At 58.8% G+C, this 16,508-nt stretch carries 13 protein-coding genes and 1 riboswitch; of the genes, 7 read left to right on the forward strand and 6 right to left on the reverse strand.

Annotated elements, in window-relative coordinates; all coding sequences use genetic code 11:
- Positions 1 to 188 precede the first annotated feature (188 nt).
- On the forward strand, positions 189 to 812 hold the full coding sequence (locus RTE01_RS13005) for a glutathione S-transferase family protein (RefSeq protein WP_041143110.1): 624 nt from the start codon (positions 189 to 191) through the stop codon (positions 810 to 812).
- Positions 813 to 1,026: 214 nt separating this feature from the next.
- Positions 1,027 to 2,160: a serine hydrolase domain-containing protein gene (locus tag RTE01_RS13010; protein WP_052474431.1), complete on the forward strand. Its 1,134-nt coding sequence runs from the start codon at positions 1,027 to 1,029 to the stop codon at positions 2,158 to 2,160.
- Positions 2,161 to 2,177: 17 nt separating this feature from the next.
- Here the strand turns inward: RTE01_RS13010 and gorA are convergent, their stop codons facing one another.
- Together gorA and RTE01_RS13020 are read right to left on the reverse strand one after the other, a co-directional pair.
- A complete protein-coding gene (gene gorA, locus RTE01_RS13015) occupies positions 2,178 to 3,530 on the reverse strand; it encodes a glutathione-disulfide reductase (RefSeq protein ID WP_041143108.1) in 1,353 nt (450 codons plus the stop codon).
- 71 nt (positions 3,531 to 3,601) lie between these two features.
- The gene (locus tag RTE01_RS13020; protein ID WP_041143107.1) at positions 3,602 to 4,444 is read right to left on the reverse strand and encodes a 23S rRNA (adenine(2030)-N(6))-methyltransferase RlmJ; all 843 of its coding nucleotides are present in this window, start codon (positions 4,442 to 4,444) and stop codon (positions 3,602 to 3,604) included.
- A 193-nt stretch (positions 4,445 to 4,637) separates the two neighbouring features.
- On the opposite strand from RTE01_RS13020, the gene RTE01_RS13025 reads away from it, so the two are divergent.
- From RTE01_RS13025 to rsmJ, 3 genes are all read left to right on the forward strand, one after another.
- On the forward strand, positions 4,638 to 5,909 hold the full coding sequence (locus tag RTE01_RS13025; RefSeq protein WP_134528077.1) for an acid phosphatase: 1,272 nt from the start codon (positions 4,638 to 4,640) through the stop codon (positions 5,907 to 5,909).
- 185 nt (positions 5,910 to 6,094) lie between these two features.
- The gene (prlC, locus tag RTE01_RS13030; RefSeq protein ID WP_115191708.1) at positions 6,095 to 8,137 is read left to right on the forward strand and encodes an oligopeptidase A; all 2,043 of its coding nucleotides are present in this window, start codon (positions 6,095 to 6,097) and stop codon (positions 8,135 to 8,137) included.
- Between the two features lie 134 nt (positions 8,138 to 8,271).
- A complete protein-coding gene (gene rsmJ / locus RTE01_RS13035; RefSeq protein ID WP_041143104.1) occupies positions 8,272 to 9,024 on the forward strand; it encodes a 16S rRNA (guanine(1516)-N(2))-methyltransferase RsmJ in 753 nt (250 codons plus the stop codon).
- 263 nt (positions 9,025 to 9,287) lie between these two features.
- Here rsmJ and dtpB read toward each other — a convergent pair whose 3' ends face one another.
- Together dtpB and uspA are read right to left on the reverse strand one after the other, a co-directional pair.
- Entirely contained in the window at positions 9,288 to 10,760 is a 1,473-nt protein-coding gene (dtpB, locus tag RTE01_RS13045; RefSeq protein ID WP_123552493.1) for a dipeptide/tripeptide permease DtpB, read from the reverse strand.
- 321 nt (positions 10,761 to 11,081) lie between these two features.
- Positions 11,082 to 11,519, reverse strand: a complete 438-nt coding sequence (uspA, locus tag RTE01_RS13050) for a universal stress protein UspA (RefSeq protein ID WP_041143102.1) — start codon at positions 11,517 to 11,519, stop codon at positions 11,082 to 11,084.
- Between the two features lie 377 nt (positions 11,520 to 11,896).
- On the opposite strand from uspA, the gene uspB reads away from it, so the two are divergent.
- The gene (gene uspB / locus RTE01_RS13055) at positions 11,897 to 12,232 is read left to right on the forward strand and encodes a universal stress protein UspB (protein WP_041143101.1); all 336 of its coding nucleotides are present in this window, start codon (positions 11,897 to 11,899) and stop codon (positions 12,230 to 12,232) included.
- Between the two features lie 54 nt (positions 12,233 to 12,286).
- Here uspB and pitA read toward each other — a convergent pair whose 3' ends face one another.
- The gene (gene pitA / locus RTE01_RS13060; RefSeq protein WP_041143100.1) at positions 12,287 to 13,783 is read right to left on the reverse strand and encodes an inorganic phosphate transporter PitA; all 1,497 of its coding nucleotides are present in this window, start codon (positions 13,781 to 13,783) and stop codon (positions 12,287 to 12,289) included.
- Positions 13,784 to 14,013: 230 nt separating this feature from the next.
- Here pitA and RTE01_RS13065 point away from each other — a divergent pair, with 230 nt between their 5' ends.
- Positions 14,014 to 15,207 (forward strand): BaiN/RdsA family NAD(P)/FAD-dependent oxidoreductase, encoded by a 1,194-nt coding sequence (locus RTE01_RS13065; protein ID WP_134528074.1) that lies wholly within the window; start codon positions 14,014 to 14,016, stop codon positions 15,205 to 15,207.
- A 42-nt stretch (positions 15,208 to 15,249) separates the two neighbouring features.
- Here the strand turns inward: RTE01_RS13065 and RTE01_RS13070 are convergent, their stop codons facing one another.
- Positions 15,250 to 16,263 (reverse strand): magnesium transporter, encoded by a 1,014-nt coding sequence (locus RTE01_RS13070; RefSeq protein ID WP_134528071.1) that lies wholly within the window; start codon positions 16,261 to 16,263, stop codon positions 15,250 to 15,252.
- Positions 16,264 to 16,320: 57 nt separating this feature from the next.
- A riboswitch (M-box (ykoK) riboswitch) is annotated at positions 16,321 to 16,504 on the reverse strand.
- Between the last annotated feature and the right edge of the window lie 4 nt (positions 16,505 to 16,508).

Raw genomic sequence — 16,508 nt, forward strand, 5'->3', positions numbered from 1 at the left:
AAGCATCCACTATAACCTAAATTATTCGCGTTGCAGGAAGGCGGCAGCGCAGGTAAGTGACCGGGACGCAGCGTGAAGCATGACGAGTATCGACACATTATCCGACGGGCTACTCTTTGTTGGCTGTACTCGCGTAGCCGATGGAGTATGGTGAATAAAACGTCTCTTTAGTTAAGGAATCCCTGACAATGCTAACAATATTGGGTAAACGCTCATCAATTAACGTCCGTAAAGTGCTGTGGACCTGCGAAGAAGCGGGCCTTGAGTATCAGCAGGAGGATTACGGCAGCGGATTTCAGCCGATTGATACCGCGGAGTTCCGCGCGCTGAATCCGAACGCCCTGGTGCCGGTTCTGCTGGATGATGACTTTGTGCTGTGGGAATCGAACAGTATTTGTCGCTACCTGGCGCGTAAGGCCGGACGGGAGGATCTGCTGCCCGTTGCGCCGCAGGCGGCGGCCGAGGTTGAGCACTGGATGGACTGGCAGGCAACGGAGTTTAACAACGCCTGGCGCTATGCGTTTATGGGGCTGGTGCGCAAGGACCCGCGCTTTCAGGACCCGGCGGCGCTGAAAGAGAGCATTGCCAGCTGGACCCGCTGCGTGCAGATAGTGGACCAGCAGCTTCAGCAAACCGGCGGCTGGCTGGCCGGCGGTCGGTTTACGCTGGCGGATATCGTCCTTGGGCTGTCGGTCCATCGCTGGAAAATGACGCCTTTTGCCCATCCGGAGATGCCGGCCGTCGAACGCTGGTATATGGCGCTCAACCAGCGCCCGGCGTTTATGCGCCACGGCAACAACGGCATGGCGTGACGGCAGGATAAAAAAACGTCCAGCTTTACAGCGCCGCGGACGTTAAATTCAGCCTATTCGCTTTGCAATCACCGACCACTGCCGTTACGATCTGCGTCCCTTTTTTATCCACCCGGTAGCGCGTACGGCAGGAAGGTATGGTTTGAGCAGGCGGTTGAGCCCTGTGTTGCTGGCGTCTGTGCTGCTTGTCGGATGCTCCGGAACGCTTTCGCAAATGAGTGTCCCTTCTGACGAAACCAGTCAGGTAGGGCAAAACGGGCATCGGCTCTCCGTCGATACCTTCGTCAACCACTATATGCAGAGCAAGCAGGTGAGCGGCGTGGTGGTGGCGATTATCCGTCATAACGGCCCGGCGGAATTTCACTGCTACGGCGTGACCGATGCCAAAAATCGCTACCCGATTACCCCGGATACGCTCTTTGCCCTCGGCTCGCTGAGCAAAGGGGTTACCGCCGAGGCGATCACCCTGCTGGTCAATGAGGGGCGGCTGCACTGGGACGATACGCTCGCCATGCTGCTGCCGCCGGAGACCCGGCTGAGCGCAGACGCCAAAAACATCACGCTCCTGCAGCTGGTGACGCACACCTCCGGACTGCCGCGCCAGCCAATGAACCTGCTGTCGCTGGAGCATCTGCTGGCCTACCTGAGCGATGGGGAAAACTTCTATCACGAGCTCGACGGCGACGGTGCGCTGGGCTATCTCAGCACCTTCAACGCGCCGCTGGTGCGCGAGCCTGAGTACTCCAATCTCGGCTACGCCATACTCGGCTACATCCTCAAATATCAGACCGGAGAATCCGTTGAGGCGCTGGCATCGCGGATGATTTTCCAGCCGCTGGCCCTGCATAACACCAGCTTCGTGCCGTCAACGCTGCGCGGATACTCCCGGCGCGCCCTCGGGCATGCGGGGGATCAGCCGAAATTTAAAACCCGCGGTGCGCTGACGCCGGACTGGCAGTTCAGCAACAATATGGTGGGGGCGGCAAACCTGTACAGCGACGCCCGCGACCTCATCGCTTACGCCCGCGCCCACTTTTCACCGACCGGCAATCCGGCGCTGGATAAAGCCTTCACCGACGTTGTCCACGACTACTATCCGCGGCAGACGGAGGCGGCGAATATTGCCTGGGTGACCGATACGATCGGCGGGCAGAAGATTACCTATCAGGTGGGCTACATCGGCGGCTATTCCAGCTATATCGGCTTTGATAAAGCGAACCAGAATGCGGTGGTGGTGCTGCAAAATAGCTTTAACTGGAGTAACTACATCGGGCATGCGATTTTGCAAAATCAGGCGGCGGGAACGGCTTATCGGCTGCGCCATGAGGCGTTGAAAAAAGCCCCGTGAGTACGGGGCCTTGACGTTTAGCGCATGGTCACGAACTCTTCCGCGGCGGTCGGGTGGATCGCTACGGTGTTGTCGAAGTCCTTCTTGGTGGCGCCCATCTTCAGCGCGACCGCAAAGCCCTGCAGCATTTCATCCATGCCGAAGCCGATGCCGTGAATACCGACAATCTTCTCTTCCGGACCGACGCAGACCAGCTTCATGCGGCACGGCTGGCGGTGCGAGGTGACGGCGGTATACATCGCGGTAAAGGACGATTTATAGACCTTCACCGCCTCGTCGCCGTACTGCTCGCGAGCCTGCGGCTCGGTTAAGCCGACGGTGCCTATTGGCGGGTGGCTGAAGACCACGGTCGGGATGTTGCTGTAGTCCAGATGCTCTTCCGGCTTGTTGTTGAACAGACGCTCGGAGAGACGGCGGCCGGCGGCAACGGCGACCGGCGTCAGCTCGACCGCGCCGGTGTTATCGCCCACCGCGTAGATCCCCGGCACGCTGGTGTTCTGGAACTTATCCACGACGATATAGCCTTTGTCGTTGGTTTCCACCCCGGTGGCCTTGAGGTTGAAGTTATCGGTCTCCGGCTGGCGGCCGATGGCCCAAATCAGGCAATCGACGGTCTGGCTGCGGCCATCTTCGAGGGTCAGGGTCAGGCTGCCGTCGGCGTTTTTCACCACCGACTGCGGAATGGCGTTGGTATGCAGCTGCGGGCCTTCGGCGTTCATCACCTCAACCAGCGTCTCGACAATCAGCGGATCGAAGCTGCGCAGCGGCGCGTGCTTGCGCACGAACAGATGCGTCTCGGCGCCGAGACCGTTAATCACTCCCGCCAGCTCAACCGCGATATAGCCCGCGCCGACAACCGCCACGCGCTTCGGCAGCGCCGGAAGCTCGAAGAAGCCGTTGGAGTCGATGCCGTACTCTACGCCCGGAATTGACGGGTGGCTCGGACGGCCGCCGGTGGCGATGAGGATATGATCGGCGGTCAGGGTTTCGCCGTTGACTTCCACCGTTTTGGCGTCAATAAAGCGGGCGAAGCCCTTAATCACGTCGACCTTATTTTTACCCAGCACGTTGTCGTAGGAGGTATGAATGCGGTCGATGTAGGCGCTGCGGCTGGCAACCAGTCGGTCCCAGTCGAAGTGGTTAATGGTGGTATCGAAACCGTAGTCCGGGCCGTACAGGTGAATCGCTTCGCGGATCTGCGCCGCGTGCCACATTATTTTCTTCGGTACACAGCCGACGTTAACGCAGGTGCCGCCCAGATCTTTCGCTTCAATCAGGGCGCACTTCTGGCCGTACATCGCCGCGCGGTTGATGGAGGCAATGCCGCCGCTGCCGCCGCCGATAGCAATGTAGTCATAATGTTTGCTCATGAGTCATATCCTTAATATCTGAATGCTGCGATTGTATACCGTAAATCAATAGGTTCCGCCGATGACTGCGATTACTCCGGGACGATCCAGCTGACCGTTGCGTGCCCGATGCCGGTCGGAACCAGCTTTTTGTGCAGCCACGGCAGAACGTTGTTCATCTGCTGTTCCAGCTTCCACGGCGGGTTGATCACGATCATCCCCGACGCGGTCATGCCGCGCTGGTCGCTGTCCGGGCGCACGGCAAGCTCAATCTGCATGATTTTACGAATACCGGTTGCTTCTAACTCCTTGATCATGCGCTTAATCTGCGCACGAAGGACCACCGGATACCACAGCGCATAGGTGCCGGTCGCGAAGCGCTTGTAGCCTTCATGAATGCCGGTCACCACCGCCTGGTAATCGCTTTTAATTTCGTACGGCGGGTCAATCAGAATCAGACCGCGACGGGAGGCGGGCGGCAGCTTTGCCTTCAGCTGCTGATAGCCATCGGATTTTTCTACGCGCGCGCGCTCGTCTTTCTGGAACTCCGAGCGCAGCAGCGGGAAGTCGCTCGGGTGCAGCTCGGTCAGCTGCAGGCTGTCCTGCTCGCGCAGCAGCTGGCGGGCAACCAGCGGGGAGCCAGGGTAGTAGCGCAGCTGGCCGCTACGGTTGAAGTGCTGAACCACGGAGATATACGGCTCCAGCTCGGCCGGCAGGTCATCCTGCTGCCAGATGCGGGCGATGCCTTCCATGTACTCACCGGTACGCTCGGCGTGCTCGCTGCTCAGATGGTAGCGACCTGCGCCGGCGTGGGTGTCCAGATAGAGAAACGGCTTCTCTTTCTCTTTCAGCGATTCAATGATCAGACTCTGAACGGTGTGTTTGAGGACGTCGGCGTGGTTGCCTGCGTGAAAGCTGTGGCGATAACTGAGCATGGATGCAGAGATTCCGGGAATTAAACAAGATAACCGATAGTTTACCGCAGATCCGTGCGGATTACCGCTGTAGCGCCGTGCTGTTTCAATTGTGGCAAAAGCGTTGCAAAACATAACGGTGTCATAAAAGCGTCAAACGGTCGCGCTAGCGTCGCGTGCAGGCAAGGTAATCGTTTGAATAAAAGGAAAAATAATGAAACTGCAAATCACACTTCTGACGTCGGCGCTGATCCTGGCGCTGCCGGCGCTGGCTAAAGACCTTCCGCTCAATCAGGCCGCGGCGATCGCCGCCAGCGTGACGCCTGCGGCCGCCGGTCCGGCGTTTGACGCGCTGGAAAGCCAGACGCTGGCGGCGCTACGCCAGGCGCTGAAAGGGGATGCCGCAACCCTCACCCGCGACCAGCTGGAGCACGCAAAACAGAATAAAACCCAGACGGATAAAGCCTGGCTTAAGGCCAGCGGCTACGATTTTCAGGCTAAAGCGAACCAGCAGGCGGGGATTGCGCTGCTCTCGGCGTTCAGCAAGCTCCCGGATTCGGTGGTGAAAGATAACCTCGCCACCGTCACCGCCATTAACCGCGATGCTACCCAGGCTACCCGCCAGCAGGCGCTGGCCGATGCCGAGGGGATAAGCTATCTCTACTTCCTCAGCGATGCGATGGGGCCCCGGCTGGGCAAAGCGTTCCTTGCGGCCTACGACAAAGGCGAGCTGGGTAAAGCGGCGGCGCTGATTAAGGCCAGCGAAGTCAGCACCGGCGCGGCGAAAAAGCACTTCAATAACCCGCGTCCGTTCCTGATTCAGGGCAACACCATCCACCTGGTGCCGGATGACGTGGTGGTGAAGGATGGCAAGCCTTACACCGCCGACGGCGGCTCGTTCCCCAGCGGGCACACCAATACCGGCTATACCGATGCCCTGCTGATGGCCGAAATGATCCCGGAGCGCTTCGATGCGCTGGTGACCCGCGGCGCGCGCTACGGCTACTCGCGGATCGTGCTCGGCGTGCACTATCCGCTGGACGTGATGGGCTCGCGGATGGTGGCGCAGCGTAACGTCGCCCACTATCTGAACGATGCAAAATATCGCGCGCTGTTTAACGAGGCGCGCGACCAGCTGCGCGCCGCGCTGGAGAAAGAGTGCGGCACTTCGCTTGCCGAATGCGCGAAAACCGCCGGCAAGGACGATCCGTACCGCGACCCGGCCATGCACGCCTTTTATCGCTTCACTATGACCTACGATCTGCCGCAGCAGAAGGGCGAGAAGCCGGCCCTGAAGGTACCGGAAGGGGCCGAGGTGCTGCTGGAGGCCGCCTTGCCGCATCTTTCCGCCGCGCAGCGTCGGGCGCTGATGGTGAAAAGCGCGCTACCGGCCGGCTATCCGCTGTCGGGAGAGACCGCCGACCAGCAGTTCTGGCAGCGCCTCAACCTGCCTGCCGCCTGGCAGATGGCGCAGAAGGCGCATTAATCTCACCCAGCCCGGCGAAGCAGCGCGCCCGCCGGGATTTTGCTCAACGGCCGGGCTTATTGCAGCAATACCCGGCTCTGCGCATCGCACGACATTGAAATTCACCCAACTATCCCCCATTCTAGATCTCATGCTAAAGCGCCGGAACGCGCGCTTCATTTCCCCTTTTCAACAGGACTGCGCATATGACCAATCCATTACTGACGCCTTTTTCGTTGCCGCCTTTTTCTGCAATCAAGCCGGAGCATGTGGTGCCTGCGGTCACCAAAGCGCTGGACGATTGCCGGGCAGCGGTAGAGAGCGTCGTGGCGCAGGGCGCGCCCTATAGCTGGGAGACGCTGTGCCAGCCGCTGGCGGAAGTTGACGACGTGCTGGGGCGTATTTTTTCTCCCGTCAGCCATCTGAACTCGGTAAAAAATAGTCCGGAGCTGCGTGAAGCCTACGAACAAACCCTGCCGCTGCTGTCGGAATACAGCACCTGGGTGGGCCAGAACGAAGGCCTGTACCAGGCGTATCGCGACCTGCGCGACGGCGACCACTACGCCACCCTCAACACCGCCCAGAAAAAAGCGGTGGATAACGCGCTGCGTGATTTTGAACTCTCCGGTATTGGCCTGGCAAAAGAGCAGCAGAAGCGCTACGGCGAAATTGCCGCGCGCCTCTCCGAGCTGGGTAACCAGTACAGCAACAATGTGCTCGACGCCACCATGGGCTGGAGCAAGCTGGTCACCGATGAAGCCGAGCTCTCCGGGATGCCGGAGAGCGCGCTGGCCGCGGCTCAGGCCCAGGCGCAGGCTAAAGAGCAGGAAGGCTATCTGCTGACCCTCGATATCCCAAGCTACCTGCCGGTGATGACCTACTGCGACAATCAGGCGCTGCGCGAAGAGCTCTATCGCGCCTACTCCACCCGCGCTTCTGACCAGGGACCGAACGCCGGCAAATGGGATAACAGCCCGGTGATGGCGGAGATCCTCGCCCTGCGCCACGAGCTGGCGCAGCTGCTGGGCTTTGACAGCTACGCGTCAAAATCGCTGTCGACCAAAATGGCGGAAAACCCGCAGCAGGTGCTCGACTTCCTGACCGACTTGGCGAAGCGCGCCCGTCCGCAGGGGGAGAAAGAGCTGGCCCAGCTGCGCGCCTTCGCCAAAGCGGAGTTTGGCATTGATGAGCTGCAGCCGTGGGATATCGCTTACTACAGCGAAAAACAGAAGCAGCATCTCTACAGCATCAGCGATGAGCAGCTGCGCCCCTATTTCCCGGAAAACAGAGCCGTTAACGGCCTGTTCGAAGTGGTTAAACGCATTTACGGCATCAGCGCCAAAGAGCGCACCGATGTTGACGTCTGGCACCCGGAAGTGCGCTTCTTCGAGCTGTATGACGAAAAAGGCGAACTGCGCGGCAGCTTCTATCTCGATCTCTATGCGCGCGAGCACAAGCGCGGCGGCGCGTGGATGGACGACTGCGTCGGCCAGATGCGCAAGCTGGACGGTTCGCTGCAGAAACCGGTGGCCTACCTGACCTGCAACTTTAACCGTCCGGTTAGCGGCAAGCCGGCGCTGTTTACCCATGATGAAGTGATCACTCTGTTCCACGAATTTGGCCATGGCCTGCACCACATGCTGACCCGCATCGATACCCCGGGCGTGTCCGGCATCAGCGGCGTGCCGTGGGACGCGGTTGAGCTGCCGAGCCAGTTCATGGAGAACTGGTGCTGGGAGCCGGAGGCGCTGGCGTTTATCTCCGGCCACTACGAGACCGGCGAACCGCTGCCGCAGGCGCTGCTGGAAAAAATGCTCGCCGCGAAGAATTACCAGGCCGCGCTGTTTATTCTGCGCCAGCTGGAGTTCGGCCTGTTCGACTTCCGTCTGCATGCGGAGTATCAGCCGGAGCAAGGGGCGAAAATCCTCGAGACGCTGGCGGAGATCAAAAAGCAGGTCGCCGTGGTGCCTGGCCCGTCGTGGGGTCGCTTCCCGCACGCCTTCAGCCACATTTTTGCCGGCGGCTACGCGGCGGGCTACTACAGCTACCTGTGGGCCGACGTGCTGGCGGCGGATGCCTTCTCCCGCTTTGAGGAAGAGGGGATTTTCAACCGCGAAACCGGCCAGTCGTTCCTCGATAACATCCTGAGTCGCGGCGGTTCTGAAGAGCCGATGATCCTCTTCAAACGCTTCCGCGGCCGTGAGCCGCAGCTGGACGCGATGCTGGATCACTACGGGATTAAGGGCTAATTTACCCGCCATACTTCAGGCTGCCTCTGCGGCAACTGCACTCACTCACCCCGGGAACCTACGCTGCGTTCGTTGCCGGGGATTTGTTCCCTTGTTGTCCTGAGGCAACGCGAATTATTTAGGGTAAAGCGGAAGTGAAAATCTGCTTAATTGATGAAACGGGCGCCGGAGACGGCGCCTTATCTGTTCTTGCCGCCCGCTGGGGGCTGGAGCATGACGAAGACAACCTGATGGCGCTGGCGATGACGCCGGAGCATCTGGAATTACGTAAGCGCGACGAGCCGAAGCTTGGCGGTATCTTCGTTGATTTTGTCGGCGGGGCGATGGCCCATCGGCGTAAGTTCGGCGGCGGACGCGGCGAGGCGGTGGCCAAAGCGGTGGGCGTCAAGGGCGACTATCTGCCGGAGGTGGTGGACGCCACGGCAGGGCTGGGGCGCGACGCGTTTGTGCTCGCCAGCGTAGGCTGCCGCGTGCGGATGCTGGAGCGTAACCCGGTGGTGGCGGCGCTGCTCGATGATGGCCTGGCCCGCGGCTATGCCGACCCGGAAATTGGCCCGTGGCTGCAGCAGCGTCTGCAGCTTATTCACGCCTCGAGCCTGACGGCGCTGAGCGATATTGCCCCGCGACCGCAGGTGGTCTATCTCGACCCAATGTTCCCGCACAAGCAGAAAAGCGCGCTGGTGAAAAAAGAGATGCGCGTCTTTCAGTCGCTGGTGGGGCCGGATTTAGACGCCGACGGCCTGCTGGAGCCGGCGCGCCTGCTGGCGACTAAACGGGTGGTGGTCAAACGGCCTGACTACGCGCCGCCGCTGGCGGATGTCGCCACGCCGAACGCGGTGGTCACCAAGGGCCATCGGTTTGATATTTACGCCGGCACGGCGGAATAACCCCTTCTCGCGGAATTTCCCGCACGGTAGCGCAACGCGCCTTATCCGGCTACGTAGCCTGTAGCCCGGATAAGCATCGCGCGGCCCAGGCGCCGGAATCCAGACAGGTGACGTAGTTTTCCTGACGATAGGGCAGCGGCGCCACTTCCAGCAGGCTGGCCGCCGCGTTGTTGCCGGTAAATTTGCCCAGCAGCGCATGGCAGAGGCGCTCGGGCAGCTTGACGCCCGTAAGGGTTAACCTCGGCCAGCTGCCTGAGCCGACGCTATTTGCCGTCGGCGGGGGTATTAATCATGCGGTTGAGCCACGGCACCAGAATCGCCATCACGATCGTCACCGCCAGGGTCACCAGGCCAATCTTGCCGAACACGTCTGTGTAGATAGGCAGGGTCTGCAGCGGGTCGGTGATATTTTCCGGCACCGCGGTGAAGGTCGCCACGTATCCCCCCATCAGGAAGGCTGCCGCCTGCGTCAGGAACCACATCCCGAGGATAAAGCCCATCAGCTGCTGGGGAACCAGCGCGGCGACCATCGCCAGGCCGAGTGCGCTAATCAGCAGCTCGCCAAGGCTCTGGAACAGATAGACCAGCACGATAAACCACGGCGAGGTGAGCCCCTGGGCATCGGCAAACCAGATACCGGCGGCGGCGGCGGTCAGGAAGCCCAGCGAACATAAAAACATCCCAAGGGTAAACTTCATCGGCATGGTCAGGTCCCGACCTTTGTTGCCGAGGCGGGTGTAGATTGCCGCCAGTATCGGGCTGGCGACCACGACCCAGAACGGATTCAGCGCCTGGAAGCTGACCGGGTTAATGGTGATGCCAAGGATCTGGTGGTGCACGTTGTTGATGGCAAAAAAGTTGAGCGACGTGGGCATTTGCGCGTACAGGATGTAGAACAGCACCGCTTCCAGCATCAGGATAAAGGCGACAAACATCTTGTTGCGGCCGGTTTTATCCAGCTTAAAGGCCTCGCGAAAGAAGAAAATAATCACCACGATAGAGAGGACGATCAGCACCAGGTTGGCGATTTTTACGTTATGCATGAGCCAGGCGCAGAGGAAAATCATCGCTACCGTACCGACCAGCACGTACAGCAGGTTGCGCAGCACCAGCGGCCGATGGTCAGGCTCCGAACCGATATCTTTGACCATCCCACGGCAGGCGAAGTAGACCAGCAGAGCGATAATCAGCCCCGCCCCGCACAGGTTGTAGGTGACGGCGTAGCCGAACTTCTCGGCAATCACCGGCGCCAGCGATAGTGACAGCAGGGAGCCGATGTTAATCGACATGTAAAACAGGGTGAATGCCCCGTCGAGGCGGGCGTCCTCCGGAGGATAGCACTTTGACAGCAGGCTGGCGGGGTTGGCCTTAAACAGTCCGTTCCCGACGGCGATGGTACCCAGAGCGATAAAAATAAGATCGGGTTTCAGGAGCGACAGCCCGGTCATGAAATAGCCGAGCGCCAGCACAATCGCCCCCAGCACCAGCGTTCGTTTGGTGCCCAGCAGGTGGTCGCCGACGTAGCCGCCGATGGAGATCAGGCCGTAGACCAGCGCCGCAAATGCGCCGAAGGTAATAAACGCCTGTTCCTGAGAGAAGCCGAGCTGTTTAACAAAGAAAACCGCCAGGATGCCCTGGACGCCGTAATAGCCAAATCGCTCCCATAACTCTACAAAAAAGATCATGAAGAACGGCCGCGGTTGCTGCAGCAGGCCCGTAGGTGCAGTTGTTTTCATATTCCTTCGCCTTTTAGTGCTATCCCAAAAAAGTATGAACGCGTATGCCAGAACGCGCTGAAAAAGTATGATGGCGCGCTATACTGCGGCCATTGGCTTAATGATTAGATTATTATATAGATGTTTTTTCTTATAATTGGTCGATCACACTAACTGATATTAAATGTGTGGGTTGATATCCTGCTTATGTCTCTCGGCGGGCGATAACGGTTCGTTTGGGATAGTCGGGATAATAGCGGGCGGGCGATGGCGGCGCGGACGGGAAAAGAAACGCCCGCATAAGCGGGCGCAGACAGGCTGATGCTGAGAAAGGCGAAAGCGTTATTCGTCTTCTTCGTCGCGCAGCGGGACAATCAGCATATCGACATGTACGGTGTTGATCAGCTGGCGTGCGGAGGACATCAGCTTGCTCCAGAAGTCCTGATGGTGGCCGCAGACGACCAGGTCCATATCGTATTTTTTAATGGCATCAACCAGCACCTGGCCGAGATCGCCGCTGCCGCTCAGGGTTTCCGTAATCGGATAGCCCGCGTTGCCGGAGAGTTCGCTCAGCGCGTGGTGGGTCTCTTCAGAAATGCGTTTCTGCATGTCGCCCAGATTGACGTCGATAAGACCGGTGTAGAGGTCGGAGTAATTCACATCGACGTGGATCAGGGAAACCTTGGCATTGTAGGGACGTGCCATAGAAACGGCTTTCTCTACCAGCACTTTGCTTTCCGGGGAGAGGTCTACTGCAATAAGAATATGTTTGTAAGCCATAGTGTTACTCCTTCCATAAGTTGTCGATGACCGTTGGACCAGACAGCTAGCGCTGCCGCTTCGCCCGCGTCCTGCGTGCTAATTCGCGGGGGTTCAGTCCGTTAAGGACTTAATTGTAGAAGATATTTCTACCTTATAGCGCCCCTCGCGCGCCGTCAATGCGCCTGGTTCACCAAATAGTTAAACAAATATATCCTTCTTATGTATTGATAACGATTAACCTTGTGGTAAAAAAATTAACGGATCTCCTACACTATTTAATGAGCCGATCGAATAAATAAACGTGATTGGTATCGCACTCTTCTATTGTATGGGTCGGGTATTGGGGAGCGCTAGCCCCGGAGACGTCTCCGAGGGTGGGTCGCCGGGGAGGAAGTATGATCAGCACGATTGCGCTGTTTTGGGCCCTGTGTATCGTTTGTGTGGTGAATATGGCACGCTACTTCTCATCATTGCGTGCGTTATTGGTAGTGCTACGTGGTTGCGATCCCTTGCTGTATCAATATGTTGATGGCGGGGGTTTTTTTACCTCTCACGGCCAGCCGGGTAAACAGATGAGGCTGGTCTGGTATATCTACGGCCAGCGCTACCGCGATCATCATGACGACGAGTTTATTCGCCGCTGTGAACGGGTGCGGCGACAGTTTATTTTGACCAGCGCGCTGTGCGGCCTCGTGGTGGTGAGTATGGTTGCGCTACTTATCTGGCACTAGCGCAAAAAAAAACGGGCCAGTTTCCTGACCCGTTATATCGCTGCCGTTAGCTTCTTAGATAAGCTTCAGCGCTATCCAGTACAGCCCGCCTGACAGCAGAATCGCCGCCGGGAGGGTGAGAACCCACGCCATCAGAATACTGGTGACGGTTTTTCTCTGCAGTCCGCCGCCGTCAACGAGCATCGTCCCTGCAACCGAGGAGGAGAGCACGTGGGTGGTGGAAACCGGCATCCCGGTGTAGCTCGCCAGACCAATCGATACGGCTGCGGTCATCTGGGCCGACATACCCTGTGCGTAGGTCATGCCTTTCTTACCGATTTTCTCGCCGATAGTGGTCGCCACGCGGCGCCAGCCGATCATGGTGCCGATACCTAACGCCAGAGCAACCGCCATAATGATCCAGATTGGCGCGTACTCGATGGTGCTCAGCATATCGGTTTTAAGCTTCTTCAGCAGACGCTTATCATCGCCATTCACTTCCGGCAGCTTCGCGACTTTGTCGGTGGTGTCGGAAATACACAGCATAATGCGGCGCAGCTGGCTGCGCTGATCGAGAGTGAGCGTGTCGTAGCTTTCGATTCCGGTGAGCATCGTTTTCACGCGGCTAAGCGCGTTGACGGTGTTCGCCGGATGGCAGTGGAACTCGCCCGCGGCGACCGCGCCGGCTTCCGGAGACGGAATCAGCTGGTCAACGCCGGTCGCTTTCTTCAGCAGCTCAGGACGCTGTTCGAAGAAGGTTTCCACGTTATTGACCGCATCGCGGGTACGGGTGATTTCGTAGCCGGAAGCGTTCATGTTAACCACGAAACCTGCCGGCGCTACGCCGATAAGCACCAGCATCACCAGGCCAATGCCCTTCTGACCGTCGTTCGCGCCGTGCGAGAATGACACGCCTATTGCTGACAGAATCAGCGCAATACGGGTCCAGAATGGCGGTTTTTTCTTCCCGTCTTTCTTTTCACGTTCAGCAGGCGTCAGGTGGATACGAGCGCGTTTCTTGGTATTGCTCCAGTAGCGGCGCAGAATGAAAATCAGGCCGCCAGCCACCACCAGGCCCACGATAGGCGAGACGATCAGCGAGGCGAAAATACCGATGACTTTCGGGATATTCAGCGCGTCAACCACCGAGGTGCCGGTCATCAATGCATTGGTTAAACCAATCCCGATGATGGCGCCGATCAGCGTATGCGAACTGGAGGCCGGAAGACCAAAGTACCAGGTTCCGAGGTTCCAGATAATAGCCGCCAGCAGCATGGAAAACACCATAGCGAGGCCATGTGCAGAACCCATGTTAAGCAGCAGGTCGGTCGGCAACATATGCACAATGGCATAAGCTACGCTAAGACCACCTAACAGAACGCCGAAAAAGTTGAAGAGAGCCGCCATCGCCACAGCAAGCTGCGACCGCATTGCGCGTGTGTAGATCACAGTTGCAACAGCGTTTGCGGTATCATGAAAACCGTTAATCGCTTCGTAAAACAGCACGAAAGCTAAAGCAAGCAATAGTAATAGCCCGGTATGTAAATCCAGACCGGCAAATAAATGTAGCATAGGACGTTACGCCATTTTGAGGACATGAACGCGGCGCATTATCAGTGACTTTAGCGGCGCGGGCAAAGTGAAATATAGACTTTTTTTGATTTCCTTGCTCTTCAGGTACGATGCGCTTGGGAGTAATCCTATATATTTCAATGATGTAAATAAATACTTAATTTTTCGCGCTGGTGCGACCAGCGTGAAATATTTACAATTCCCGACAATCGGGACATGAGGAAAGCAGTGTGGAAAGGTTTGATGCCATTGTAATTGGCGCCGGAGCGGCGGGAATGTTTTGTGCAGCACAGGCGGGCCAGGCGGGGCTGCGCGTGCTGCTGCTGGATAATGGCAAAAAGCCGGGCCGTAAAATCCTGATGTCCGGCGGCGGGCGCTGCAATTTTACCAATATGTATATCGAGCCGGCGGCCTATCTCAGCCAGAACCCGCATTTTTGCAAGTCGGCGCTGGCGCGCTACACCCAGTGGGATTTTATCGAGCTGGTGGGTAAACACGGCATCGCCTGGCATGAGAAGACGCTCGGCCAGCTGTTCTGCGACGACTCTGCCGAACAGGTGGTCAACCTGCTGCTGGCCGAATGTGAAAAGGGCGGCGTGCAGCTCCGCCTGCGCACGGAGATCCTGAGCGTCGAGCGCGACGACGCGGGCTTCACCCTGCAGCTTAACGGCGAAACGGTGGCGGCGAACAGGCTGGTGGTCGCCTCCGGCGGCCTGTCGATGCCGGGCCTTGGCGCGTCGCCGTTCGGCTACAAGCTGGCCGAACAGTTTGGCCTGACGGTGCTGCCGACCCGCGCCGGACTGGTGCCTTTTACCCTGCATAAACCGCTGCTCGAGCAGCTGCAGGTGCTCTCCGGCGTGTCGGTGCCATCGACCATTACCGCCGAGAACGGCACGGTTTTCCGCGAGAATCTGCTGTTTACCCATCGCGGGCTTTCCGGTCCGGCGGTGCTGCAAATTTCCAGCTACTGGCAGTCGGGAGAATTCGTCAGCATCAATCTGCTGCCGGACTGCAGTCTCGACGACTTCCTCAACCAGCAGCGGGCAGAGCATCCGAATCAAAGCCTGAAAAATACCCTCGCCATGCAGCTGCCGAAGCGTCTGGTCGAGTGCCTGCAGCAGCTGGGGCAGATCCCGGACGTCACGCTCAAGCAGCTCAACCTCCGCGAGCAGGAGGCGCTGGTGGAGACGCTGACCGCCTGGCGCGTGCAGCCCAACGGCACCGAGGGCTATCGGACGGCGGAGGTGACCCTCGGCGGCGTGGACACCAACGAACTCTCCTCCCGCACGATGGAAGCGCGGAAAGTGCCCGGGCTCTATTTTATCGGCGAAGTGATGGACGTCACCGGCTGGCTCGGCGGCTATAACTTCCAGTGGGCGTGGTCCAGCGCCTGGGCCTGCGCACTGGCGCTGTCGGAGGCGTAAGATGAGGTCAGCCTCCCGCTGCGGAAGGCTGACCTCTGGCCGTCAGTTCAGACCCAGAAAATACTGGGCGATTTTGAAGTAGATGATAAGCCCGGTGCCGTCGATCAGCGTGGCGATAAACGGCGCGGAGACCACAGCCGGGTCGATACCGACGCGCTTGAGCACCATCGGGATCACCGACGATACCAGCGCGCTCCACAGCGTAATACACACCAGCGTCAGGCTGACGATCAGCGTGATTTCCATCCCGATGCCCATCATCCAGGCGCGCAGGCATCCCGCCAGCCCGAGCGTGAGGGCGATCAGCAGCGACGTTGAGACCTCTTTGCGGATAACCCGTCCCATATCGCGCAGCCGCACTTCGCCCAGCGCCATGGAGCGCACCAGCGTGGAGGTGATCTGCGTGCCGCTGTTGCCGCCGGTGCCGATCAGCAGCGGGATAAAGAAGGCCAGCGCAATGGCCGACTCCAGCGCCTCTTCAAAGTGCTGGATAACGCTGCTGGTGTAGGCTTCGGCGACGAACAGCAGCAGCAGCCAGACCGAACGCTTCTTCCACAGCGTCCACGGGCTTATCTCCAGATAGGGCTTCTCCAGCGGCAGCGTCGCGCCCTGCAGATGCGCGTCTTCGGTGACCTCATCTTCCAGCAGATGGGCGATCTCCTTCTCCATCAGGCAGCCCACCAGCTCGCCTTTTTCGACCACCGGCACCAGGTTGAGCCCGCGTTCGCCCAGTTCGGCCACCACCTGCTGGCGCTCATCATCGGGCTTTACGCGGAACAGGCAGCTGTCCATTAAGTAGCGAATGGGCTGCGTGGTATCGCTCTCCTGCAGCAGTTTTTTAATCGACAGGCTGCCGCGCAGCTTCCTGCCGGCGACGACGAAAACCTGGCCTGGGATATCGTCGCTGGTGAGCTGCGAGACAAAGCGCTCCCGCGCTTCATGAACGCTGAGCTGCTCCGGCAGCGTAATAAAGTCGGTACGCATGTACTGGGCGATGGCATCGCCGTCGAAGGCGGCGTTAGTCGGATGGGTGGCGCAGTGTTGGATGGATGACATGGTGTAATTCCCTATAAAAAAATCACTCATAGGGGCGAACAAGACAGGATGAGCACAGGCAGATCCCTACGTCCTGGTTTTAGCACTGCACAACGTATCTGTCCGGCGTCAGTGCCGTCAGAAGTTACCTTGGCAACACCTTGATTCGATGGATGCCTGTATTTCCCTGAGTGGTCTCTCTCGATACCAGCAGGGCGGTAACTTATATTTGTGCAGGAGCCTCGCCATAACGAGATCGTTAAATG

This window comes from Klebsiella terrigena (assembly GCF_006539725.1).
In the GTDB taxonomy this organism is placed as follows: Bacteria; Pseudomonadota; Gammaproteobacteria; order Enterobacterales; family Enterobacteriaceae; genus Klebsiella; species Klebsiella terrigena.